This window comes from Cerasibacillus terrae (genome assembly GCF_008039555.1).
Lineage (GTDB): Bacteria > Bacillota > Bacilli > Bacillales > Amphibacillaceae > Cerasibacillus > Cerasibacillus terrae.
Map to the genome: position 1 here is coordinate 1 of NZ_VDUW01000004.1, position 23404 is coordinate 23404.

The window sequence follows — 23404 nt, forward strand, 5'->3', positions numbered from 1 at the left end:
TTTTATTTGTTTGGGAGGGGTACCCCTCCCAAACAAATAAAATTCAATCATAGATTATAAAAAGTTGAAAACTTGTATTTGGGATTTTACACAGGATTTAGGACTTGACTCATTATATCGGGATTCAAGCGTGGATATCGGGTTTCGGAGCATTATATCGGGATTCAGGCGCGGATATCGGGATTCGGAGCGTTATATCGGGATTCAGGCGCATATATCGGGATTCAGAGCATTATATCGGGATTCAGGAGCGGATATCGGGATTCGCGGCATTATATCGGGATTCAGAGCAATATATCGGGATTCGGAGCATTATATCGGGATTCAGAGCAATATATCGGGATTCGGAGCATTATATCGGGATTCAGGCGCGGATATCGGGATTCGGAGCATTATATCGGGATTCAGAGCACGGATATCGGGATTCAGAGCATTATATCGGGATTCAGGTGCGGATATCGGGATTCAAACGCAGATATCGGGTTTCGGAGCATTATATCGGGATTTTCAACCTTATCTGGAAGTGGGAGCTTCCAATCAGATAAGTTAACAGCTACCTTTATTCCATTTTTCATATTTTACAATCAATAGGAATAGATTCTAATGGATACATCAAAATGGGGGGATTGGAAAATGCAATTTTATTATGGGAACCAAATGCCTTTAAGGGTACTGGATGAATGTGAGTTTTGGAAACATCAAGAGGAAGAACATACTGTTGTTATTCGTGAATTAGTAAAAAATTTAGAAGAAAAATATGTCACTGCACTGAACGAGTGGGAAAAGGCACTAAGTAACACACATCAATATGTAGAGCGTTTCATTGAAACAGTGATTCGATCAAAAAATAACATCACCCCGACACTATACGAAGATGTATTACAATTAGTTACATTTTGTTTAGAACAAAGCCAAGGATTTATTGATTTATGTAGGCATATTAGGGACTATAGTGAAGTCATCAAAGATAATTCAACTGCAGTAGTTGTCCTGAATCATATTATTGTAGAATCCGAATATTTCATGGGTATTGCGCAAACGATTCTGTATGAAGAAAATTAATGTCGTTCCATCTAAAAACAGAACGATGAAATATTATCATTGTTCTGTTTTTAGTTATGATTTACTTTCATTTGTTACCCATTCGTATTTGGTAATGTTTTCTTCCCATGGACAATGGATTCATATATTTCATCCAATGACCAAATATGGCCTGTTTCATCTTTATACACAATGTGATTCCTATTAAAGTAAATAGGTGATTCAAGACCAGCAGCTGCAGCAATACGAAATAACCCTTTACGCATAGCAATAACATAATTAGCAGCACGATGTTTTTTTTCATCAATAACAAGTGCTTTTTGTAAGTTTGGATCAGTTGTCGCAACACCAACTGGACAAACATTTGAATGACATTTTAGCGTTTGAATACAGCCAACCGTAATCATAAATGCTCTAGCAATATTCACTAAATCTGCTCCCATTGCAAGTGCGATAGCTACCCTATCTGGAGAAAATAACTTCCCTGAGGCAATAATTTTCACTCTATCGCGTACTGCATGTTTCTTCAATGCATGGTCTACAAGTGGTAATGCAGAATGAATTGGCAAACCCACACTATCTGCAAGTTCTTGATAAGAGGCGCCTGTTCCACCTTCACCACCATCAACTGTAATAAAGTCAGGACCTTTGTTTAATTCCTTTATTTGCCTGGCAAGCTCATCTGCTTCACGTTGATTTCCAATTACCATTTTGATTCCAACTGGCTTTCCGGTATGGTTTCGTATTTTCTCAATAAAATCAAATAAAGAAGGAAAATCGGCAAGGTCTTTAAAACGATTCGGACTATCCACTGATTTAAATGGCTCAATCATCCGTATACTCGCTATTTTCTCACTTACCTTCTCAGCATCTAAATGTCCTCCACGTGTTTTTGCTCCCTGTCCTAATTTCAATTCAAAAGCACGGACTTGAGGTATTTTACTCTTTTCAAGTAATGCATCCCAGCTGAAATTACCCTCTGAATCTCGAACACCAAATAAACCTGGTCCAATCTGCATAATGATATCTGTGTTTCCCATTAAATGATAATCAGATAGCCCACCTTCCCCTGTATTCATCCATGTCCCTTTAGCCATACCAAGCCCTTCAGAAAGTGCAGTGATTGCTCGTTCACCAAGGGATCCATAACTCATAGCAGACATGCCAATCTGTCCTCTCACTTTGAATGGATATTTTGTATACTTTCCTATAATAATTGTATCTTTCTCATCTAATAAATAAGCCAATGATTCATGTTCTTCCATACGTTCTTCTCGTTGAGTGAATAAAGGGTCTTTTAATAACAAATACCGTTTGTTCCTTACTTTTGTCTTTCGGTCCATCTTCACCTCTTCAGTTAATTTCGGGAACACGGAATTACTTACATAAAATCCAGCTTCTTGAAAATCACGTTGAGACCCAAAACCGATGACATCTCGTTTATATTTAGCCTTCCGAACAATATGTTGATATTCGCGTCTGGAAAATGGCTTTGCTTCATTATCATGATCAAACAAATATTGCCGTAGCTCCGGACCAAGCTTTTCAAGAAAATAACGCATTCTTCCAAGGACTGGATAATTCCGAAGCACTGGATGTTGCTTTTGATGTCGGTCAATAAAAAACATGTAGATACCGAATATAATGATAATTAGCATCAAAATAACAACCGTTATAAAACTAATGATAACCAGAATATTTGCAACTTCCATTCATTTCCCCTCCTAAAATAGATTTACATATTTAGGATGGTACGTACAATGGAAAAATATGCATTTAGCCTTCCAACAATCATTTCTGCTTCTAGTTCTAATATCCTTTTTACCTGTATTCATAAAAACAGGACTCTCCCTTAAGGTGAAGTCCTGTTTTTAAATGTTAGCTTTCTACATATGCATATTTTTCCCTTAAAATATGTTTCAACACTTTCCCAGATGCATTTCGAGGTAATTCATCCATAAAATAGACAGCTGTAGGAATTTTATAGTTCGCTACTTTATGGTTGCAATAAGCAATAATATCTTCTTCTGTTATGCTTTTTCCATATTTAATTACGACGATTGCAATTGGAATTTCTCCATATATGTGATGTGACACACCGACTACTGCTGCTTCTAATACTTCAGGTATTTCGTACAATATTTCTTCAATCTCTATTGGATAGACATTTTCTCCACCACGAATGATCATATCTTTTTTTCGGTCAACAATAAAAAGCAATTGTTCCTCATCAAACTTTCCTAAATCACCAGAATATAACCAGCCCTTTTTAATCACAGCATTGGTTGCTTCCGGGTCTTTTAAATATCCTTTCATTACCTGTGGGCCTCGAATAACAATCTCTCCAATTTCCCCATATGGCAATTCATTTCCTTTGTCATCGACAATCTTTACTTCTGTTTTAGGTAAAATTTCCCCAACAGAGCCAACCTTCTCCAAGGCTAGATGATCTTTCAATGTCGTAGCAGCAGGAGAGTTTTCCGTTTGACCATACATATTTTGAACAGCAATTTGTGGAAACGTCTCCTTTAATTTCTTGAGAAGCTCATATGGCATTGGTGCAGCACCATAGGCAAACATACGTAATGAAGATACATTGGTATTTTTCATATCTGGTAAGTTTAATAAAATGTTATACATTGCTGGAACACCAAAGAAAATCGTTGGTTTATAGCGTTCAAATGCTTGTAATGTACTTTTAGAGGAAAAGTTTTTTTCAATTACAACCGAGCCACCAGCATATGTCACTGGTATTGCAAATACATGACTTGCTGCACAGTGAAATAATGGAGTTGAAATAAGCATACGGTCATTATTCGTCATGTTCATTGCTTCTGCCCAAATGGTTGCTGCTGCTTCTATATTATAATGGGATAACATGACACCCTTTGGTTTCCCAGTAGTTCCAGAAGTATACAGAATTGCTGCAGTATCTTCTCCATCTAATGTAATCGGATTAAATGGTAATGATTCATCCTGTAAAATTTCGCCTAAAGTATCTTTCCCACCAATTACAATTTTTTCGTCAAATTCATAGGAAACTTTTGTTAATGTTTCAGATAGATGATAATCATAAATAATAGACCGCGCTTCCGAATGATGCAAAATATAATCCACTTCTTTAGGTACTAATTTCGTATTGATGGGCATCAGTGTAAATCCACCTAATTGGATTCCATAATAACAAACTAAAAAATGGTCCGAATTTAAAGCATAAAGGGCGATAGTATCTCCTTTTTTATATCCTCGCTGTTGAAAATAAGCAGCAACACGCTTTGCCTTTGTAAAAAATGATTGATACGACCACTCCCGATCTTCATAATACGTATATATTTTTTCCGGTTGAATCCGAACCCACTCTGCAAATTTCTCTGTTATTAACATATAGACACCTCTTTAGATTGTAATTATTTTTCACCTGTTATAAACAAATCACTAAAAATAATTAACGAAGTAAAACGCTTACATTTATGCGTTCCATGATGTGTCTGTGAAATTTTATAGAATAGTTAAATATAATGTGAAACTATTTTCATTCATACGTATAGAATCCTTTATTCGTCTTTCTCCCATAATGCCCTGCTCTGACAAGCTGTTTTAAGATAGGTGGAATACGATATTTCGAATCCCCAGTTTCTTCTAATAGTGTTTCTTGTACATACAACAATGTATCTAAACCAATCATATCTGCAAGTCGAAGTGGGCCAATTGGTTGATTCGTACCATATACCATGCCACTATCAATATCTTCAGCCGAAGCAATGCCTTCTCCATACACAAACATCGCTTCACTCAGCATTGGTATTAAAATTCGATTAACGACAAATAGTGGTGAATCCTTGGCAACAATGCTGACCTTTTCCATTTCTTTTGTCAGTGATTGAACAAACTGAATGGTTTCATCCGTTGTTTCAGCACCACGCACAATTTCAACTAATTTCATGACAGGAACAGGATTAAAAAAGTGCATTCCACACACTTTTCCTGGACGATTTGTCATATTTGCTAGTTCCGTGATACTTAAACCAGATGTATTTGTCGCAAGGATTGTTTTCGATGTACAAAATGAGTCTAGTTCTTTAAAAACAGACCTTTTAACTTCCATATTTTCTGTAACTGCCTCGACAATTAAGTCAGCGTCCTTTAATAATGAATTATCTGTCGTATATGTTAGACAGTCTAATACAGTCTGTTTTTTATCCAATTGATTTGATTTTTTTAATACACGTTCTACATTTTGGTTGATTACTAACTCTGCTTTATCAAGTGCTTGTTTGTTTAAATCAGATAATATTACGGTATGTCCCGACATGGCGAAAACTTGTGCAATTCCATTTCCCATAATACCCGAACCTACTACACCTATTTTCATTCCACACTTCCTTTCAAAAATATTCTATTATACCCTTTCAATAACCATTGCAATTCCTTGCCCACCACCAATACAAAGACTTGCTATTGCATACTTTCCTTGTCTTTTCATTAATTCATATGCAGCCGATAAAACGATCCGTGTACCTGATACCCCGACTGGATGGCCGAGTGCAATTGCCCCACCATTTACATTTACTTTCTCGCGATTTAAACCAAGCTCCTTTTCCACCGCTAAATATTGAGCAGAGAATGCTTCATTTATTTCAAATAAATCGATATCTTGAATCGATAAGGATGCTTTTTCTAATGCTGTTTTTATTGCAGGAACTGGGCCAATTCCCATAATGGATGGATCTACTCCGACAGTTGACCAGCTTACTATTTTTGCAATCGGGGTTAAATGATGATTTTCAACAGCTGTTTCACTAGCAATGATCACAGAAGCAGCCCCATCATTAATCCCAGATGAGTTACCAGCTGTAACTGTCCCGTCTTTTTTAAAGACTGGTCGTAACTTAGCCATATCATTAAAATTTACATCTGGACGAATATGTTCATCTTCATTAATCATAATTGTTCCGTGCCTTGTTTTTACTTCCACAGGAACAATTTCCTTTTGAAATATCCCGTTTTCAACTGCTTCATTTGCTCGTTTATGTGACAAAACAGCGAATTCATCCTGTTCTTCCCGTGAAATATGATACATATCTGCCAAATTTTCAGCTGTTATCCCCATCGCATCTCCCGTATATTTATCTAATAATGTTGCTTGTAACATATCATCATAAGCTAGAACACCCATTTTTGGACCTTGAAAACGAATATGAAAATTTGAATATGGTGCCATACTCATATTTTCGGCACCACCTGCAAGTACAATGTTGGCCTCACCTAACAAAATGGATTGTGCACCAGAAACAATTGACTGTGTTCCTGAACCACAAAGACGATTCACAATAAGTGCTCCAACTTCCTGGGGTACTCCTGCATGTAATGCGATATGTCTAGCTAAATATGCAGCACTTTTACTCGTGTGGATGACATTTCCATAAATGACATGATCAACATGTTCGGGAGACACCTTTGCCCGCTTCAATGCCTCCTTCGCCGTAACTACCCCTAATTCATCGGCAGTTATCTGTTTAAAAGAACCACCAAATGAAGTAAATGCAGTTCTTGCTCCATCAATAAGATAGACATTTTCCATGATATTCCTCCTAATATAAATTCTTATTTCTTATGTTAATAGTTTCAAAATATAATTCCAAAATCGCTGTTGAATCTCTTTTTTTGATAATCTTCCATTTGGTTTATACCATTGTTGAATCCAATTCATCGCTCCGAGAATAAACATACGGAGCATAATTGGATCTTCCGTGTTAAAGTCTTTCGTCTCTATCCCTTTGGCAATAATTTTATCAAAAAAAGCAGCATACTCATCCCTTAAGTGTAATACCTCTTCCAATTGCTCCTCACTAAATAATTGTTCTGGACGCATGATTAAATTAAATACTTCATTCTCTTCAATGGCATAATGAATATGAATAAATACCATTTCCTGTAATCGTTTTTTAATAGATAATGATTCATCCAATAAGACTCTTTTAAGATCTTCCTGTGCTTCTAAAAGGACAATACTATTACATTGAAACATGAGATCACTTTTGTTCTTAAAATAATAGTAAAGCGAGCCCTTCGTCATCAGTAACTCAGCTGCTACCTCCTCCATTGTGGTACCTGAATACCCACGGCGATTAACAATTTTAATTGCTGACTTGATAATTTTTTCTCGTTTATTAAATGCTTTCCTTTCCGCCATCGTCATTTCTATCACCTAATTTATGTTCCAAATAAACTAATTACCCTCATTATAATGACTGAAAATTTGAAAATCAAGACATTTTTAAACATTGTTTAAAATTTGAACGATGTTTAATGTTTTTTAAAATGATAAAAGTTTTCATTCATACGGTAGTTTTTTATATAGTGAAACTAACAATCAGTGGGAGTTTTCTTCTTAACCCACTAATTGTTTAATTGAACGAATCGAGCTTTTACTAGCTGTTGATCCTCCACTTATTATTCTACAGCCAGTTAAACTGCGATAAATAAACTTACTAAAAAACCTTGTGAATGTCATTCATTCACAAGGTTTTCTTATATTATTAAACTACACTCATTGCTAACATATTTAAAATTTCATCATCTGCTGGAGGGTTATGTAATCCCGCCCGAACATTGGTATAATAACGCTGTAATGGATTTTTTTCTGAAAGACTTCGAGCCCCTGTTACACGCATTGCAAGATCAACAATATCAAGCGCATGATTTGTCACCGTATATTTAGCTGCTGCTAGATGAGGATATAATACTTCTTTATCATCCAATCCATCAAATTTTTCTGCAACACTGTAGAGTAAGTGACGTGATTGAGCTAATAGTAATTGGATACGACCAATTCTTTCCTTTATATGAGTGGCATGAAAAATGGGCTGTTTTCTATTACCTGGTGTATAATGAAGTGCGAAATCTAATGCATATTCATAAGCAGCTTGTGCAATACCTAGATAACAAGCAGGAACATGTAATAATCCTCCAGTCGATCGTTTCACTGTTTCAGGTACAGAGGTTTGATCCACGAGGAAGTTTTCTGGAATAACGACTTGATGAAAAACAATATCATGACTTGCCGTACCACGTAGAGCAACACTATCCCATACTTCATCAATGGATACACCTTCACATTTACTTGGAACCAAGAAAAAGGCCTCTCTTTCTTCCCCTCCTTCTTCTACTAATGCAGAAATAATCATATAATCTAGTGCTGGTGCCATGGTTGCAAATGACTTTCTACCAGTGATTTCCCAGCCAGCTGGAGCTTTTTTAGCTACTGTTTGTAATCTAGCACCTCGTGTCGGACTTCCCTGCCCACGTTCTGATAACACATAATTAATTAAAGCACCATGTTGAACTTTTTCACAAACGTAATCATATAATTCCTTTGGCCAAGAACGTTCTCCGCGCATTGCAATTAATGTACTCATATGCCAACCAATGGAAAGTGCTGTTGAGCCATCCCCTTTAGCAATATTTTCTTGGTATAACACAAGATCATATGCAGAAATATTATCTCCATCATAAATGGTTGGTAAGGATAACTTTGTATATCCTATATCAATTAAATCTTGTATATTTTGATATGGAAAGCTTCCTTTTTCATCTAATAAATATTCCCGTTCTTGAAATCGTGGAACAAGAGAATTAACTTTTTTAATCATTTTACGCTGTTTTTCTGTTTTAATAAAAAATGATTCCATGCTTTCCCTCCCTACTTATAAAGATTGTAGCTTCTCTTTAATCTCTACATGCTTTCCATAATGATTTTGTGTCAACTGCTTCTGATCTTTTCCGAAAAAATTTTCTCGTAATGTTTTTCCTTCATATTCTTTTCTATAAACACCACGTCTTTGTAATTCTGGCACAACATATTCCACGAAATCATTCAATGTCCCTGGATTAATCGTTTGACGAATATTAAATCCATCTACCCCACCTTCAGTTGACAAAGTAACAAGTTCATCGGCAATTTGCTCTGGTGTACCTACAAGAACTGCTGATCCAAGACTAAAACCATGATATAAAACAGCATCTCGCACTGTCCATTTATGGTTTGGATCTGTTGATGTATAATTTTCAAGGCGACTTTGCATTGCATCTGTTTTTAAATTCTCTACATAATCATCTGGATTCAATTTCGAAAAGTCAATCCCAGAATGTCCGGATAATAATGCTGCAGCACCTTCATAACTTACATAACTTTTTAATTCTTGATATTTTTTATTTGCTTCTTCTTCTGTTGAACCCACAATAGGAACAACTGCTGGAATAATCTTCACATTTTCACGATGACGGCCATTTTTTTCTAAACGTCTAGTCATATCCTGAATGAAAGCCTGTAATTCAGGAATGGCATCCTTTGTATTTTGTGTATTTGTAAAGATTGCTTCCGCATGTTTGGCTGCAAAATCTCTTCCTCTTGTTGAAGCGCCCGCTTGAAATAACATTGGTGTCCTTTGAAGGGATGGCTCAATTAAATGAACACCAGGTACTTTGAAATAATTCCCTTCGTGTTGAATCGCGTGAACTTTATCGGCATCAGCAAAACAATCATTTTCCAAATCAAAAATGACGGCATCATCTTCCCAACTTTTCTCCCATAATTTATAAACAACGTCCATATATTCATCTGCCCGGTCGTAACGTTCATCATGTGCGATTTGCTTGTTTAATCCTAAATTTATTGCTTCACTTTCTAAATAGGATGTCACGATATTCCAACCAATACGTCCTTTTGTAAGATGATCCAGTGTCGAAAACTTCCTCGCTAATTGATATGGTTCAATATAAGTAGCTGAAGCCGTTACAGCAAAACCAAGATTTTTAGTAGCTTGAGCCATAGCAGAAATGATTAGAAATGGATCATGGGCAGGCACTTGTACAGCTTGCTCAATTGCCGTTTGATAATTGTTTTTATAAACATCATACATACCAATCACATCTGCAAGAAATAAAGCATCAAATTTTCCCTTTTCAAGAGTCTTTGCTAATTTTGTCCAATAATCTAAAGTTCCATGTAGATGGCCTTCATGTTCTGGATGTTTCCATAAGCCTATCGCATGCGGAGACACCGTGTTTTGTGCAAAACCATTCAAATGAATTTGTTTTTTACTCATACATGTACACCTCTTTTATATATTATTTTTTCCGTAAATTCTGTTAATTGTTGATGGACTCTCTTTGCTAATTTTTGATTAGTAATAGATGAAGATAGCTCTACACCACGCTTTAATTCTGATTCTAAAATAAATACTCCTGACAAACATTCTCCCTTTAATTGTTGAAGCAAAGGCTTTAACGTAAACTCTAGTGCTAATAAATGGGCTCTCGTACCACCAACCATTAATGGGTACACCACTTTTCCTTGAAAGATATTCTGCGGTAAAAGATCAAGAAATGCCTTTAATACTCCGGGATATGCTCCCTTGTATACCGGACAACAGATGATTATCCCATCGGCTAGATTGATTTGTTGTGTGAGTTGATTGATTACGGGATGACCGTAAATTCCTTTCATTAACACATCAGTCGGTAAATCCGTTAATTGAATCTCTTCACATGTATACTCGTATTTCTTAAGATGCAATTTCAAATAATCGATAACAGTTTCTGATCTCGATTGTTCTGATGGACTTCCGCAAATTGTGATAATATGTGTCAACGGTTACTCTCCTTTCTTAATCGGCTTCAAATGCATTAATCGCATTTACACCATGAGCAAAGACAGAACCTGCTTTTAAGGCTGTTGCTACAAATATCACTTCTGTTAGCTGTTCTTTTGTTGCATCTTCTTTTTTAGCTGCTTTTGTATGAATATCAATACAATAAGCACAACCTGTTACATGGGCGACTGCTACGGCAATGAACTCTTTTTCTAAGACAGTGAGTGCCCCCTCTTTTAAAGCTTGATTTGTAAATGTTATAAATGCTTGAAAAGTATCCGGCTGTGATGCTGATAATTGATTTACTTTTGAAAAATAACTTCCCTTATACAATTCATCTTCTGCTTCATCATCGTATGAACGAATAGCGTTGGCCCCATGTGCAAATGCTGAACCAGCTTTTAGAGCTGTTGCAACAAATATAGCTTCAGATAATTCCCCTTTTGTGACTCCTTCCTTTTTAGCTGCTTTTGTGTGGATATCAATACAGTAAGCACAACCTGTTACATGGGCAACCGCTACGGCGATTAGCTCTTTTAACTTTGTTGTTAAGTGACTTTCTTTAAACACCTCTTGATTGAAGTTTAAAAATGCTTCATACGAAGGCTTCGCATGGTTTTGTAGTTTTGTAATTTGATCAAAATAAGTTCTCTTATACAAACTTTCTTTCGTTTTCGTTACTCCCATTATAAAATCCCTCTTTCATAACATATTTTAACTTTCAATTAATATCCGATATCCTTATCTGTTTACTATGATTTAAAATTAAAAAATATATGTTTCTGCCCTTATTTCTTGGAAGTCAATCAAAAAACCTCTTCCTAGATTGGAAGAGGTTTCACATTATTGTTAGGTCTCTTCCTCATCTGTCAGACAAATATCTGCTGGATTTAGCACCTTTTCACGAACATCATTCATGACGGTTGCCGTGGGATCGACGGACCAGATTCCTCCCCCAACTCTTGATAAGGAAACGAATATTCAATTAAAAGCTTATTAATAATTTACCTATAATTTTCTGTATTGTCAAGTGTTTTTTGAAAATATTTTTTATTTAAAAAAATATATCAAATCATAGTTAATAGAAATTATGCTAATGCTTGATCTAAATCATCGATTAAATCATGTACATCCTCTAAACCTACCGATAGACGAATGAGCCCATCTTCAATTCCAAGTTCTAACCTTCGTTCTCGAGGAATGGAAGCATGTGTCATTTTTGCTGGAAGAGAGATTAAACTTTCCACAGCTCCTAAACTTTCCGCTAATGTAAAATACTGAACACGATCGAGTACACGAAGGGCTGTTGATTCATCTTTTACGGTAAAAGATAACATCCCACCAAAACCATTTGCCTGTGAAATATGAACTTCTCGTCCTTGATGATTGGAAAGCCCTGGATAATAGACTTTTTCTACTGCTTTATGCTGGTTTAGAAAATTTGCTATCGCACTTGTATTTTGTTCGATTTCTTCCATGCGAACGCCAAGTGTTTTCATCCCGCGTTGTACAAGCCAACTATCATTCGGGCCAAGAACAGCTCCTGTACTGTTTTGCAGAAATGCAAGATGCTCGCTTAGTTGACGATTTGCTGTCACGACTAATCCTGCTACAACATCACTATGTCCACCTAAATATTTTGTTGCACTATGAACGACAATATCAGCACCTTTCGCAATTGGAGTTTGCCAATAAGGAGTGCTAAATGTATTATCAACGATTAGTAGCGCCCCTATCTCTTTTGCAATCTCACCCATTGTTTGTATGGATGTTATTTTCAATAATGGATTTGTTGGTGTTTCTAAATAAAGTGCTTTTGTTTCTGACTGAATTGCTTTTCTTACTGCTGCTTCATCACTCGTATCAACAAAGTCAACCTGTATTCCTCGATTTGCAAGAACCTTCGTAAAGAACCGATATGTCCCACCATACACATCATCTGTCACAATAAGGTGATCTCCTTTTTTAAATAAATCCATCACCGTTGTAATAGCGGCCATCCCCGAAGCAAAGGCAAAACCACGATCACCACCTTCTAAGTCTGCAATAAGTGTTTCTACACCTTCCCGTGTCGGATTACCTGTACGAGCATACTCATAAACAAAATCACCAACTTTCTTTTGACGAAATGTACTTGCTTGAGAAATTGGTAATGATAGTGCACCAGTGTTCGGATCAACCGAAACACCTCCATGTATGAGAGCTGTTTTCTTTCTCATCATTTTTTCCACCTTTCATCAAAGATTCCAGAACTTAAATAGCGATCTGCTCGATCTGGAAAAATCGTTACAATCGTGTAAGGACCTTCCACTTGTTTTCCTCGCTTTATTGCTGCCTCCATTACTGCACCTGATGAACTCCCAACAAGCAAAGAATAGTTCTGTGCTAATTGTTGTACTTGACTAAAAGCTCTTTCATCTGAAATCATCATGACTTCATCTATATGTTTTTCTTTCATGAATGGAGTCAGTTCATCCATTCCGATTCCTTCTATTTTGTAATCATGTGATGTTCCTCCAAAAACTCCTGCTCCCTCTGGTTGAACAAATGTGGCTCTAATGGATGCATCATGCCTTTTCAACTCTTCTACAACCCCTGTAAACGTGCCACCAGAACCACCACCGATAACAATTTCATCCATTTTTCCATCAAGGGATTGCCAAATTTCCTGTGCAAGCTTATGATATGCTTTCGGATTCCATGGATTTTTAAATTGATTTGGGATATAACTATTCGATATTTCAGTGTGTAAATGTTTTGCTTTTTCAATAGCTCCATCCATGCCGTCCTCTGTTGGTGTTGTTATCACAGTCCCTCCAAGGGCACCGATAATTTGCTGTTTTTCTATACTGAATTTTTCAGGTACCGTAACGATAAGTTTTAATCCATAATGACGAGCTGCAATCGCAAGTCCGATTCCTGTATTTCCAGCTGTCGGCTCAATAATGGTTCCTCCATTTTTTATCTTTCCTTCTTCAAGAGCCCGCTTTACTAGATACACACCAAGGCGATCTTTCACACTTCCACCAATATTTTCTGTTTCTAATTTTGCAACGATACGAATTCTTTTTGGTAATCCTTCCGGTGTCACATCAAAAAGTGGAGTTTTACCGATTAGATCGGTAACTGAAGTCACTATGTTCATACAAATCATCCTTTAATCATTGTTGAAACACGATATGCCACTTGTCTTTCTTGGCTAACATATCACTAGCAAGTTCTTTTGCTCCTTCTAAACTATGACTGGCCGCCCAACCGCATTGTACTTCATTGCATGCAGGAACTTCATTCGCTTTTAATACATCTCGTAATGTCTTTTCAACTAAATCATGCACATTGTCTAATGAATCGTCATTTAAAAGTGATAGATAAAAACCAGTCTGGCAACCCATTGGACTAATATCAACAATATGTTCTGCATGGTTTCGACTCAATTCTGCCATTAAATGTTCCAAAGAATGTAATGAAGGCATTTCCATATGTTCTTTATTCGGTTGTTTAAAACGAAGGTCATATTTATATACAATGTCCCCATGCCCACCTTTCACAGCTCCAGCCAAACGAACATAAGGCGCATCCACTTTCGTATGATCTAAATTAAAACTTTCTACATTCATCTTTTTACTCATTTTCTTTTCCTCCTTCACGGCTTCAATTAGCCAAACGAAATCATTCATTTTTTTATATTTTACTTGAAATCCATTTTTCGCCATCAATTCTGTTAGGATAGGCAGGGTCGTATAATACTCTGTCTGTAAATCTTTTAATAGCCTTTTATAGCCCTTTTTCTTTGCGCATTCCTGTATTTCATTTTTCGCCTCTTCTGATTCAAAAACGGTATCCGCAAAAACTATTTTCCCACCGTATGGCAATACATGTGCAAAATGTTTAATTGCCCTTTCCTTCTCACCATCTGTTAAATGGTGGAACGCATACGTACTTACGATTGAATGGACTTTTTCACTTGGTGAATCAAATTGTAAAAAATGCCCATCACGAATATCTATATTTGGTAATTTTTTTCTAGCAATAATCCGCATTTCTCGAGAAGGTTCAACACCAAAAACGTGTTTTCCTTTTCGTTCTAATCGCTCTGTTAGATTTCCTGTTCCAACACCAAACTCTAAAACAGGAGAACTAGCTCGATCAGCTACTTCATTTAAAATAGTATCGTATTTCGCAAAAACCTCGCGATACTCTTCATCTTCACCATTTACGGTAGTATCATAACTTTTTGACCATTCGTCAAAAAAGGAACGAAAGTCTTTTTCCATCATCCTCCCCCATTTCTTTGAATAATTATTTTTTAAAAATGCTCTATGAAGCAGTATAAAATGACTTGATGATCAATACCTTACTTTTCCACCCAAATTACTAGGAATTAGATCTAAAAAAATTTCATACTTGAAAAATTGATTATATTTCATACCTTATGATTCATAAAGAAAAGGGTGCCACTTATTTTATAAAACGAAACTTCAATCAGTGGATATTTTCCTCATCTTCACTGATTATTAGCACCACAATGGCATGGTAATAAAGGCTCTATAACGAATTGAACGTTTAACTGCTGCCCCCACTCACCCACTTATAATCTTATCTTGAATCTCTTATATTTTAAGGTGGGCGTCTTACAGCCAGTTAATCTGGGATAAAACATATAAATGTAAGGTATACCATCATTACGTGTGCAAATTAAACAAATTAGAATTCAGAAATAGATACTGCTTAGAATTAATTATTAAAATTACAATGGGCAGTCCTTCATTTTACTTCATAAATATTCCTTCCATATATAACTAATTTGTTAATTGTATTGTAGACATATAATTCCTAGTTGTCAACTAGGAATTTAATTTTATCTATATGTTTTCTTAATCCTTGTCATTCTAAAACTAAAATTGCATGGAAACATTATTATTTATAAATTTTTCCATTTTATATAGTAAATAAATTCATGGCATTCTGTATTCTTCTCCTTCTTACGACCCATAGGAAGTCCTAGTGCAGATCATATAGGACACCTGTGCTAGATTTTTGTTCAAAGTTTGGTGTAATTTATCTCGTCAAAAGAAACAGAAGTATTTGTTACACAATTAAAAAGTGCAGGCAGCAAAACAACTTTGAATTATTTTGGCGCATATTCCAGCTCTCTACCCACTCCTTTAGTATTCCAAAAGATCAGATTGTTTTGTAAAAGTTGCTTTCAATTTTGAAGTTTAACTCCTCCGAAAATACGCCAATATTTCTTAGCGTAAGATGTCATCCTTAAAAAGACAATTTAAATATACAATCTGATAACGAGTAATAATAAATGAACTCCCTCAGTTATCAAAAACTATTCCGCTTCCCTTTTATCCCTAAAATTCTTTATCATACAAACTACTCCATGTAAAACCAACCAAATGCCCCATATAACAGTTACGGTATTTAACGCAGTGCTTTCATATATTCGAAAGTTTTCTGTTAGTGGTGTAAGACGGTGTACAACCCTTTTGCCCATATCATTTAAATAAAAAATATGCCACCCTTCATACCCATCAAAAATAAGAAATATCCCTTGAACTACAGCAAAAACTAGAATATGTACAAACCATTCATATCGCTTTTTGGAGGATACTTTTTCAGTCATCCTAGCACCTCTTATTCATCTAGTAATAGAATGCAAAAACTACAATATTTCCTTTGTCTGATATATTTTTACGGACAATCTCCAGGAAAATAAATACATACATAACGCCATTAAACTAGCAATAACAAAGAGCCAACTCCCTGATAAATTTATAGATGGAAGTAATGATTGATTCATATACCGATACAAATAATAGAAAGCATATGTGCCACCAATAACGAGAAAAATATAGATGACAAATAACATGAACATTGTATTCTTTTGCCCAAACCAAAAAAACAAAGGAAAACAAACAGCACCAGCTAGGAATAAAACAATTAAACTACCAATTACCTCTTGCAATAATCCTAATTCCCATTCGTTTTTTAATACCAAACCAACCATAATGACTGCTGTCGCAATAACAAAAAAAACGATTAATAAACTTGAATACCTGGCACTCACAATCTCATTACGTGTATAAGGCAAAGCATTCCAGAGCTTATGGCCATTGATATCCTCTTCATAGTAAAATGCATTGGTCATTACTACCGCACTCATTAATGCGATAACAAAAATTTGATTTTTATCAAAAAGCATAAAAAAGATAAGCATTGCTAAAAATGTAAACCATGCTAATTTATGCATAACCAAGTCTTTTTTAATCAAATGCAACATTTCCCTGACCTCCTTTGGAATAATACATAATCTCTTCTAAATTAGCTTTCTCCACAATTACTTCATCTTGAAATACTTCTTTTATCTGTTGATAATCTGAAGTTAGTGCTTCAAAACCTACATCTGTTCGCTTAATAGATAGAAAATATTGTTCCGTATCTCGATCTAATAGTTCTAGACTACCCCGTACAATCGCATATTTCTCTTCGATCTCGTGTAATGCTTTGGAAAATACAATCTCGCCACTATTTATAAAAGTAATAAAATCAGCAATCGGTGCTAAATCACTAATAATATGTGTGGACAAAAAAATAGTTTTTTCTTCATCGAGCATAACATCCTGAAGAAGTTCGATAAATTGTCTTCGAACAATAGGATCAAGGCCCGCTGTCGGTTCATCCATGATAAGGAGGTCTGGTTGATGCGACAATGCCATGACAAGAGAGGCTTTCATCTTCATCCCCTTTGAAAAAGTATTCATTTTTTGATTTAATGGAAGTTCCAGTCGATCACAGTATTCCCGAAACAATGAATCTTGCCACTGTTTATAACAAGGTGCAATAAGTTTTTTCATATCATGTAATGTCAATTCCTTATATAAAATATCATCATCAAAAACAAAACCAATTCTCTTTTTAATTTCCTTTTCGTGCTTTGAATAGTCCATTCCAAACATTTTTACTTCCCCAGAATCTGGTCGGATTAAATTCATCATCAATTTCATAACCGTCGATTTTCCAGCACCATTCGCTCCAATAAATCCAGTAACAAAACCTTTTTTCACTTGTAAGGACAAATCTTCAATCTGGAAGTTTTTATATGACTTATAAATATTTTTTAGTTCAATTACATTTTCCATTTTTCTCTACTCCTCCTCATATAAAATCGTCATCCATTCCTTTATTTCTGGAAGCGACAACCCTAACTCCTTACTATTTGCAATGACTTCAATTAATTTTTCTTCGATTGTCGTTAATTTCTTTTCTTTAATGACCTCAGGATTCTGTTCAGCAATGAAAGATCCTTTCCCAACAATAGAATAAATAAATCCTTCTTTCTCTAACTCCTCGTAAGCACGCTTCGTAGTAATAACACTCACATGTAAATCTCTTGCTAATTGCCGCATCGAAGGCAATGTGTCACCTTCTTTTAATTCACCTGAAAATACTTTCTCCTTGATTTGGTATTTAATTTGATTATAAATTGCTTCTTTGGAATGATTAGAAATCAAAATATCCATCCGTATCCTCATCCTTTTCATTACTTACCAGGAAATTCCACAATGTCTATATATACAATATACACAATATGCACATCATATACAATATATTTTTTTATATTTATCAAATAGCCATTAAAAAAAGACAAAAACATTGATTCAACAATATTTTTGTCTTTTAAAATTATATAATTATCTTTAGAATTTTGGTTATAAAAATGGAGCAGCAATGATACTTTATCTTTTACAACATTCCTATACCATTTCATCATGATAGACCTTTATCCAATAAATAATCGTTCCTGGCATACGCCACATAGCGATAATGTATTTAACTTAAAATTTCATCTTCTCTTGCTAAACATACAGAGTAAGTTACTTCCCAAATTTATATACTTCTAATATGCCACCTGTTTCCATACAAAGTCTATTTGAGGTATTAACCAACATCTGGTGCAACACATGTATAGATGGTACCATCTTCTACACAAATAGCAGCTGCTCCGCCCCAACCAGTAGAATATCTTCGCTCAATTAAATTCTTCACAGCATCATATAACTGTTTTTCAATACTCAATTTCAATCGCCTTTTATCCATTCCTCGTATTGACTTAAACTATAGTTAATGTAATCATCAATATTCGCATCTTTTAATTCTTCTTCCGGTAAGCCTCCACCAAAACCTCACCAATCTTAAATCACAATTTACCTCCACTATACAGAATATGATGGCAAAAACATGGTAAAACGACGAAAGAATAAAATAACCCTTTGCCACTAATGAAGTAGTGGCAAAGGGTACAGTATTTTATCCAATTGAACCTTCCATCTCGAATTTGATCAATCGATTCATCTCTACCGCATATTCCATCGGTAGTTCTTTTGTGAATGGTTCGATGAATCCCATGACGATCATTTCTGTTGCTTCTTGTTCGCCAAGGCCTCTACTCATCAAGTAGAATAATTGTTCTTCCGATACTTTCGATACTTTTGCTTCGTGTTCTAATGAAATATTGTCATTGTATACTTCATTGTATGGGATCGTATCTGAAATAGATTCATTATCCATTAATAATGTGTCACATTCTACCGTTGCTTTCGCGTTGTCTGCTTTACGGCCGAATTGGACAAGTCCACGATAGTTTACCTTACCACCATGTTTTGAAATGGATTTTGATACGATTGAAGAAGAAGTATTTGGTGCTAAGTGGTGCATTTTCGCTCCAGCATCTTGTGTTTGCCCTCTTCCAGCAATAGCAATGGATAGAGTATTTCCACGTGCACCTTCTCCTCTTAATAGTACTGCAGGGTATTTCATGGTAACTTTGGAACCAATATTTCCGTCAATCCATTCCATTGTCGCATTACGTCCAGCGGTAGCACGCTTTGTTACAAGATTGTATACGTTATTTGCCCAGTTCTGAATGGTTGTATAACGGCAATACGCGTTGTCTTCAATGAAAATTTCTACAACTGCTGAGTGAAGGGAGTTTGTTGTATAAACTGGTGCAGTACATCCTTCAACATAGTGAACAGAAGCACCTTCATCAACAATAATTAATGTCCGTTCGAATTGACCCATATTTTCTGAGTTGATTCGGAAATATGCTTGTAATGGTGTCGTTGCTTTCACACCTGGTGGTACATAGATAAATGATCCACCTGACCAAACAGCTGAGTTAAGTGCTGCAAATTTATTATCTGTTGGTGGCACAACTTTTCCGAAATATTTTTTAAATAGATCTTCATGTTTTTGAAGAGCAGAATCTGTATCTGTGAAAATGATTCCCATTTCTTCTAAGTCTTCTTGCAAGCTTTGATACACAACTTCTGATTCATATTGTGCAGAAACACCTGCTAGATATTTTTGTTCTGCTTCTGGAATACCTAATTTATCAAATGTCTGTTTGATTTCATCTGGAACTTCATCCCATGTTTTACCTTGTTTTTCAGATGGTTTAACATAATAAACAATCTCATCAAAATCTAACTCTGATAAATCTCCACCCCATTGTGGCATTGGGCGCTCAAAGAAATGATCTAATGATTTTAAACGAAAATCAAGCATCCATTGAGGTTCTTCCTTCATTTTAGAGATTTCTTCTACAACTTCACGAGTTAGTCCTCTTTCTGTACGGAAAATAGAGACATCTTTATCACGAAATCCATATTTATACTCATCCAACTCTGGCATGTCTTTAGCCATCAAATAAAACCTCCTTATATTAATTTTAAGTTAATCTTCGTTTTTTACGCCTTTTTCCATCGCTTTCCAAGCAAGTGTGGCGCATTTGATTCGTGCTGGAAATTGGGATACACCTTGCAATGCTGCAATATCTCCCTCTTCCATCTCATCTGCGTCCACATCTTTTCCTAACATCATATCTGAAAATGCTTCAGACATATCTAATGCATCTGCTACTCTTTTTCCTTTGACAGCTTCTGTCATCATGGATGCAGAAGCCATACTTATGGAACAGCCTTCTCCAAGAAATTTGACATCTGTAATAATGTCATCTTCTACTTTCATTTGTAATTCAATCCGGTCTCCACAAGTCGGGTTGTTCATATCAATGGTTAGTGTATCGCCATCCATTTTTCCCCGATTTCTTGGAGCTTTATAATGGTCCATGATTACTTGTCTATATAAGGAATCTAGATTATTAAAAGACATTGTTAAAATACTCCTTCGTTTTTACAAGTCCTTCTACTAAACGGTCGATTTCTTCTTCTGTGTTATATAAATAGAAGCTAGCACGTGCTGTGGCTGTTACATCAAGCCATTTCATTAGTGGTTGTGCACAATGGTGACCAGCACGAACAGCAATTCCCTCTGCATCAAGAACAGTTGCAACGTCATGAGGATGGACATCATCCAAATTAAATGTAACGAGTGCTGCTCTTTTTTCTGGTCCGTAAATATCTATTCCGTTAATTGTACGCATTTTTTCTAAAGCATAGTCGGCAAGTTTTTGTTCATGTTCTAAAATGTTATCCATTCCTACTTCATTTAGGAAGTCAATTGCAGCTCCTAAACCAATTGCGCCAGCGATGATTGGTGTTCCACCTTCGAATTTCCATGGTAATTCTTTCCATGTTGAGTCATACAAATCAACAAAGTCAATCATTTCACCGCCAAATTCAACCGGTTCCATTTGTTCAAGGAGTTCTTTTTTACCGTATAAGACACCAATACCTGTTGGTGCCCCCATCTTATGTCCGGAAAATGCATAGAAATCACAATTGATATTTTGCACATCCACTTCCATATGCGGTGCTCCCTGTGCTCCATCTATTGCGATAACAGCACCATTTTGATGGGCAATTTCAGCAATTTCTTTTACAGGATTGATCGTTCCTAAAACATTAGAAACATGTGCAATAGCAACGATTTTTGTATTGGATGTGATGGTTTTTCTAGCATCCTCTAATGAAATCGTTCCATCCTCTTGAAGTGGAATATATTTTAATGTTGCTCCTGTTGCTTTAGCTGCTTGTTGCCACGGGATGATATTACTATGATGCTCCATTGGCGTAATAACGATCTCATCATCTTTTTTCAAAGTTTGACGAGCGTACCCATAAGCAATCGTGTTAATGGCTGTTGTTGTTCCACGCGTAAAAATAATCTCAGCCGTACTTTTTGCTTTCAAAAACTGACGTACCTTTTCACGTGCTCCTTCATATTGATCTGTTGCTCGCGTTCCTAATGTATGCACACCACGATGCACATTAGCATTGTTTTTTCGATAATACTCATCAACTGCTTCAATCACTGGCAATGGTTTTTGTGCTGTTGCAGATGAATCAAGATAAACTAACGGATTTCCATTGATTTCCTGGTCTAATATTGGAAACATCTCACGAATGGCTTTTACATCCATTAGTTAATCTTCCTTTCAATGACTTGTTTTAGCTGTTTTTTCACGGATTCAAGTGGTAACTCTGCAACAACTGGTTCTAGGAAACCATGGATAATTAAACGTTCTGCTTCTTTTCTTGTAATTCCACGACTCATTAAGTAATACATCTGCATTGGATCAACTTTTCCAACGGAAGCAGCGTGACCTGCCATAACGTCATCTTCTTCAATAAGTAAGATTGGGTTGGCATCCCCACGTGCTTTTTCACTTAACATAAGTACACGTGATGTTTGCTCAGCATTTGAACCTGATGCACCATTTTCAATTTTACCTATTCCGTTAAACACGTTACTTGCACTATCTTTCATGACACCATGCTGTAAAATATATCCCTCTGAGTTTTTGCCCCAATGGATTGTTTTAGCTGTGATGTTTTGAATAAGTTTCCCACGTCCAACGGTAACCGTGTTTGCGTGTGATAGAGAGTTATCTCCAACAAGTTCTGTAATATTTTCAAAAATGGTGTTTCCATCATTCATTTGACCAATTGCCCAATTAATGGTGGCATCACGTTTAGCAATTCCTCTACGGTTTGTATAAACCGTTGTATTCTCTGCGAAGTTATCAACCGCACCAAAGGAGATTTTAGCATTATCGTTTGCAAATACTTCTGTAACAATATTTGCCACTGTTTCTTCTTCACTATTTGAAATATAGTTTTCTACATAGTTTAAAGAACTATTTTGCTCAGCTACAACAATTACATGATTGAAATAAGCAAGCCCTGGTTTTTCCTGCCAAAATACAGCTTGTAATGGTTCTTCTATTTGAACATTTTTTGGTACATATACAAAAATTCCACCGTTCATTAATGCGGCATGAAGTGCTGTTAAACGATGTTCATCAACTGCTACTCCATCTTTCATATAGTATTTTTCAACTAATTCACTGTGTTCATTCATTGCTGTAAAGATATCTGTAAAAATAACACCTTTTTCTTTTAATTCCTTACTTAATGCTGCATGTGCAATTGAATGATTTCGTTGAATTAATAAATTTTCTGGTAAATTATCTTGATCAAAGAAATCTTTAATTTCCTCAGGTAAATGATCCAATGATGAAATGTTTTCACCTGATACAAAGTCGTGATGGAAACGGGTGAAATTCCATCTGACGATTTTTGTTTTATCCGGTTCAGGCATATCTAAGTGCTCTACTTGTTCTAGAGCTTCAAGGCGTAGAGTTTTCATCCATTCTGGTTCATTTCTATCCTGTGAAAACTGCTCTATATATTCATTTGTGTATGTCAGTTTTGTATCAACAGTCATGATATCCCTCC

The 23404-nt window shown here is 35.8% G+C and carries 22 protein-coding genes, 2 pseudogenes and 1 riboswitch; of the genes and pseudogenes, 2 read left to right on the forward strand and 22 right to left on the reverse strand.

The window, feature by feature from the left end:
* Positions 1-64 precede the first annotated feature (64 nt).
* Positions 65-550: a hypothetical protein gene (locus tag FHP05_RS07125; RefSeq protein WP_147666568.1), complete on the forward strand. Its 486-nt coding sequence runs from the start codon at positions 65-67 to the stop codon at positions 548-550.
* 83 nt (positions 551-633) lie between these two features.
* Entirely contained in the window at positions 634-1062 is a 429-nt protein-coding gene (locus FHP05_RS07130) for a DUF2935 domain-containing protein (protein WP_147666570.1), read from the forward strand.
* 74 nt (positions 1063-1136) lie between these two features.
* Here the strand turns inward: FHP05_RS07130 and FHP05_RS07135 are convergent, their stop codons facing one another.
* The 22 genes and pseudogenes from FHP05_RS07135 to sufD all read right to left on the reverse strand — a co-directional run bounded on the left by FHP05_RS07135 (position 1137) and on the right by sufD (position 23393).
* Positions 1137-2753 (reverse strand): FMN-binding glutamate synthase family protein, encoded by a 1617-nt coding sequence (locus tag FHP05_RS07135; protein ID WP_147666572.1) that lies wholly within the window; start codon positions 2751-2753, stop codon positions 1137-1139.
* Positions 2754-2919: 166 nt separating this feature from the next.
* Positions 2920-4425: a class I adenylate-forming enzyme family protein gene (locus FHP05_RS07140; RefSeq protein ID WP_147666575.1), complete on the reverse strand. Its 1506-nt coding sequence runs from the start codon at positions 4423-4425 to the stop codon at positions 2920-2922.
* A gap of 148 nt (positions 4426-4573) precedes the next feature.
* The gene (locus FHP05_RS07145; RefSeq protein WP_147666577.1) at positions 4574-5413 is read right to left on the reverse strand and encodes a 3-hydroxyacyl-CoA dehydrogenase family protein; all 840 of its coding nucleotides are present in this window, start codon (positions 5411-5413) and stop codon (positions 4574-4576) included.
* A gap of 27 nt (positions 5414-5440) precedes the next feature.
* Positions 5441-6622: a thiolase family protein gene (locus FHP05_RS07150; protein WP_147666579.1), complete on the reverse strand. Its 1182-nt coding sequence runs from the start codon at positions 6620-6622 to the stop codon at positions 5441-5443.
* Positions 6623-6652: 30 nt separating this feature from the next.
* Positions 6653-7234, reverse strand: a complete 582-nt coding sequence (locus FHP05_RS07155) for a TetR/AcrR family transcriptional regulator (RefSeq protein ID WP_191126283.1) — start codon at positions 7232-7234, stop codon at positions 6653-6655.
* 346 nt (positions 7235-7580) lie between these two features.
* Positions 7581-8732, reverse strand: a complete 1152-nt coding sequence (locus FHP05_RS07160; protein WP_147666583.1) for an acyl-CoA dehydrogenase family protein — start codon at positions 8730-8732, stop codon at positions 7581-7583.
* Positions 8733-8747: 15 nt separating this feature from the next.
* A complete protein-coding gene (locus tag FHP05_RS07165) occupies positions 8748-10148 on the reverse strand; it encodes an LLM class flavin-dependent oxidoreductase (protein ID WP_147666584.1) in 1401 nt (466 codons plus the stop codon).
* Positions 10145-10693, reverse strand: a complete 549-nt coding sequence (gene ssuE, locus FHP05_RS07170) for an NADPH-dependent FMN reductase (protein WP_147666586.1) — start codon at positions 10691-10693, stop codon at positions 10145-10147. The genes FHP05_RS07165 and ssuE overlap by 4 nt, the downstream gene beginning before the upstream one ends.
* A gap of 16 nt (positions 10694-10709) precedes the next feature.
* The gene (locus tag FHP05_RS07175) at positions 10710-11381 is read right to left on the reverse strand and encodes a carboxymuconolactone decarboxylase family protein (protein ID WP_147666588.1); all 672 of its coding nucleotides are present in this window, start codon (positions 11379-11381) and stop codon (positions 10710-10712) included.
* A 172-nt stretch (positions 11382-11553) separates the two neighbouring features.
* A riboswitch (SAM riboswitch) is annotated at positions 11554-11666 on the reverse strand.
* A gap of 116 nt (positions 11667-11782) precedes the next feature.
* Complete coding sequence (locus FHP05_RS07180; protein ID WP_147666590.1) at positions 11783-12913, reverse strand: bifunctional cystathionine gamma-lyase/homocysteine desulfhydrase; 1131 nt, start codon at positions 12911-12913, stop codon at positions 11783-11785.
* Positions 12913-13839: a PLP-dependent cysteine synthase family protein gene (locus tag FHP05_RS07185; protein ID WP_147666591.1), complete on the reverse strand. Its 927-nt coding sequence runs from the start codon at positions 13837-13839 to the stop codon at positions 12913-12915. The genes FHP05_RS07180 and FHP05_RS07185 overlap by 1 nt, the downstream gene beginning before the upstream one ends.
* 16 nt (positions 13840-13855) lie before the next feature.
* On the reverse strand, positions 13856-14323 hold the full coding sequence (locus FHP05_RS07190; protein ID WP_147667052.1) for an S-ribosylhomocysteine lyase: 468 nt from the start codon (positions 14321-14323) through the stop codon (positions 13856-13858).
* A 72-nt stretch (positions 14324-14395) separates the two neighbouring features.
* Positions 14396-14971: pseudogene (locus FHP05_RS07195) on the reverse strand (class I SAM-dependent methyltransferase); the annotation flags it as partial.
* A 1061-nt stretch (positions 14972-16032) separates the two neighbouring features.
* A complete protein-coding gene (locus FHP05_RS07200) occupies positions 16033-16326 on the reverse strand; it encodes a YfzA family protein (protein WP_147666593.1) in 294 nt (97 codons plus the stop codon).
* Positions 16327-16365: 39 nt separating this feature from the next.
* Complete coding sequence (locus FHP05_RS07205; RefSeq protein ID WP_147666595.1) at positions 16366-16983, reverse strand: ABC-2 transporter permease; 618 nt, start codon at positions 16981-16983, stop codon at positions 16366-16368.
* Positions 16967-17842: an ABC transporter ATP-binding protein gene (locus FHP05_RS07210; protein ID WP_147666597.1), complete on the reverse strand. Its 876-nt coding sequence runs from the start codon at positions 17840-17842 to the stop codon at positions 16967-16969. Before FHP05_RS07210 ends, FHP05_RS07205 begins: the two co-directional genes overlap by 17 nt.
* A 6-nt stretch (positions 17843-17848) precedes the next feature.
* Positions 17849-18223: a GntR family transcriptional regulator gene (locus tag FHP05_RS07215; RefSeq protein WP_147666599.1), complete on the reverse strand. Its 375-nt coding sequence runs from the start codon at positions 18221-18223 to the stop codon at positions 17849-17851.
* 269 nt (positions 18224-18492) lie between these two features.
* Positions 18493-18779 (reverse strand): annotated as a pseudogene (locus FHP05_RS07220) (cytidine deaminase); the annotation flags it as partial.
* A gap of 231 nt (positions 18780-19010) precedes the next feature.
* Entirely contained in the window at positions 19011-20408 is a 1398-nt protein-coding gene (gene sufB, locus FHP05_RS07225; RefSeq protein ID WP_147666601.1) for a Fe-S cluster assembly protein SufB, read from the reverse strand.
* A 30-nt stretch (positions 20409-20438) separates the two neighbouring features.
* The gene (gene sufU, locus FHP05_RS07230; protein ID WP_147666603.1) at positions 20439-20876 is read right to left on the reverse strand and encodes a Fe-S cluster assembly sulfur transfer protein SufU; all 438 of its coding nucleotides are present in this window, start codon (positions 20874-20876) and stop codon (positions 20439-20441) included.
* A complete protein-coding gene (locus FHP05_RS07235; RefSeq protein ID WP_147666604.1) occupies positions 20866-22086 on the reverse strand; it encodes a cysteine desulfurase in 1221 nt (406 codons plus the stop codon). Before FHP05_RS07235 ends, sufU begins: the two co-directional genes overlap by 11 nt.
* Entirely contained in the window at positions 22086-23393 is a 1308-nt protein-coding gene (gene sufD, locus FHP05_RS07240; protein ID WP_147666606.1) for a Fe-S cluster assembly protein SufD, read from the reverse strand. The genes FHP05_RS07235 and sufD overlap by 1 nt, the downstream gene beginning before the upstream one ends.
* Positions 23394-23404: the final 11 nt, after the last annotated feature.

Coding starts and splice junctions, on each gene's coding strand:
- FHP05_RS07130 (WP_147666570.1), top strand. CDS start 634: ATGCAATTTTATTATGGGAACCAAATGCCTTTAAGGGTACTGGATGAA.
- FHP05_RS07135 (WP_147666572.1), bottom strand. CDS start 2,753: ATGGAAGTTGCAAATATTCTGGTTATCATTAGTTTTATAACGGTTGTT.
- FHP05_RS07140 (WP_147666575.1), bottom strand. CDS start 4,425: ATGTTAATAACAGAGAAATTTGCAGAGTGGGTTCGGATTCAACCGGAA.
- FHP05_RS07145 (WP_147666577.1), bottom strand. CDS start 5,413: ATGAAAATAGGTGTAGTAGGTTCGGGTATTATGGGAAATGGAATTGCA.
- FHP05_RS07150 (WP_147666579.1), bottom strand. CDS start 6,622: ATGGAAAATGTCTATCTTATTGATGGAGCAAGAACTGCATTTACTTCA.
- FHP05_RS07155 (WP_191126283.1), bottom strand. CDS start 7,234: ATGGCGGAAAGGAAAGCATTTAATAAACGAGAAAAAATTATCAAGTCA.
- FHP05_RS07160 (WP_147666583.1), bottom strand. CDS start 8,732: ATGGAATCATTTTTTATTAAAACAGAAAAACAGCGTAAAATGATTAAA.
- FHP05_RS07165 (WP_147666584.1), bottom strand. CDS start 10,148: ATGAGTAAAAAACAAATTCATTTGAATGGTTTTGCACAAAACACGGTG.
- FHP05_RS07175 (WP_147666588.1), bottom strand. CDS start 11,381: ATGGGAGTAACGAAAACGAAAGAAAGTTTGTATAAGAGAACTTATTTT.
- FHP05_RS07180 (WP_147666590.1), bottom strand. CDS start 12,913: ATGAGAAAGAAAACAGCTCTCATACATGGAGGTGTTTCGGTTGATCCG.
- FHP05_RS07185 (WP_147666591.1), bottom strand. CDS start 13,839: ATGAACATAGTGACTTCAGTTACCGATCTAATCGGTAAAACTCCACTT.
- FHP05_RS07190 (WP_147667052.1), bottom strand. CDS start 14,323: ATGAGTAAAAAGATGAATGTAGAAAGTTTTAATTTAGATCATACGAAA.
- FHP05_RS07200 (WP_147666593.1), bottom strand. CDS start 16,326: ATGACTGAAAAAGTATCCTCCAAAAAGCGATATGAATGGTTTGTACAT.
- FHP05_RS07205 (WP_147666595.1), bottom strand. CDS start 16,983: ATGTTGCATTTGATTAAAAAAGACTTGGTTATGCATAAATTAGCATGG.
- FHP05_RS07210 (WP_147666597.1), bottom strand. CDS start 17,842: ATGGAAAATGTAATTGAACTAAAAAATATTTATAAGTCATATAAAAAC.
- FHP05_RS07215 (WP_147666599.1), bottom strand. CDS start 18,223: ATGGATATTTTGATTTCTAATCATTCCAAAGAAGCAATTTATAATCAA.
- sufB (WP_147666601.1), bottom strand. CDS start 20,408: ATGGCTAAAGACATGCCAGAGTTGGATGAGTATAAATATGGATTTCGT.
- sufU (WP_147666603.1), bottom strand. CDS start 20,876: ATGTCTTTTAATAATCTAGATTCCTTATATAGACAAGTAATCATGGAC.
- FHP05_RS07235 (WP_147666604.1), bottom strand. CDS start 22,086: ATGGATGTAAAAGCCATTCGTGAGATGTTTCCAATATTAGACCAGGAA.
- sufD (WP_147666606.1), bottom strand. CDS start 23,393: ATGACTGTTGATACAAAACTGACATACACAAATGAATATATAGAGCAG.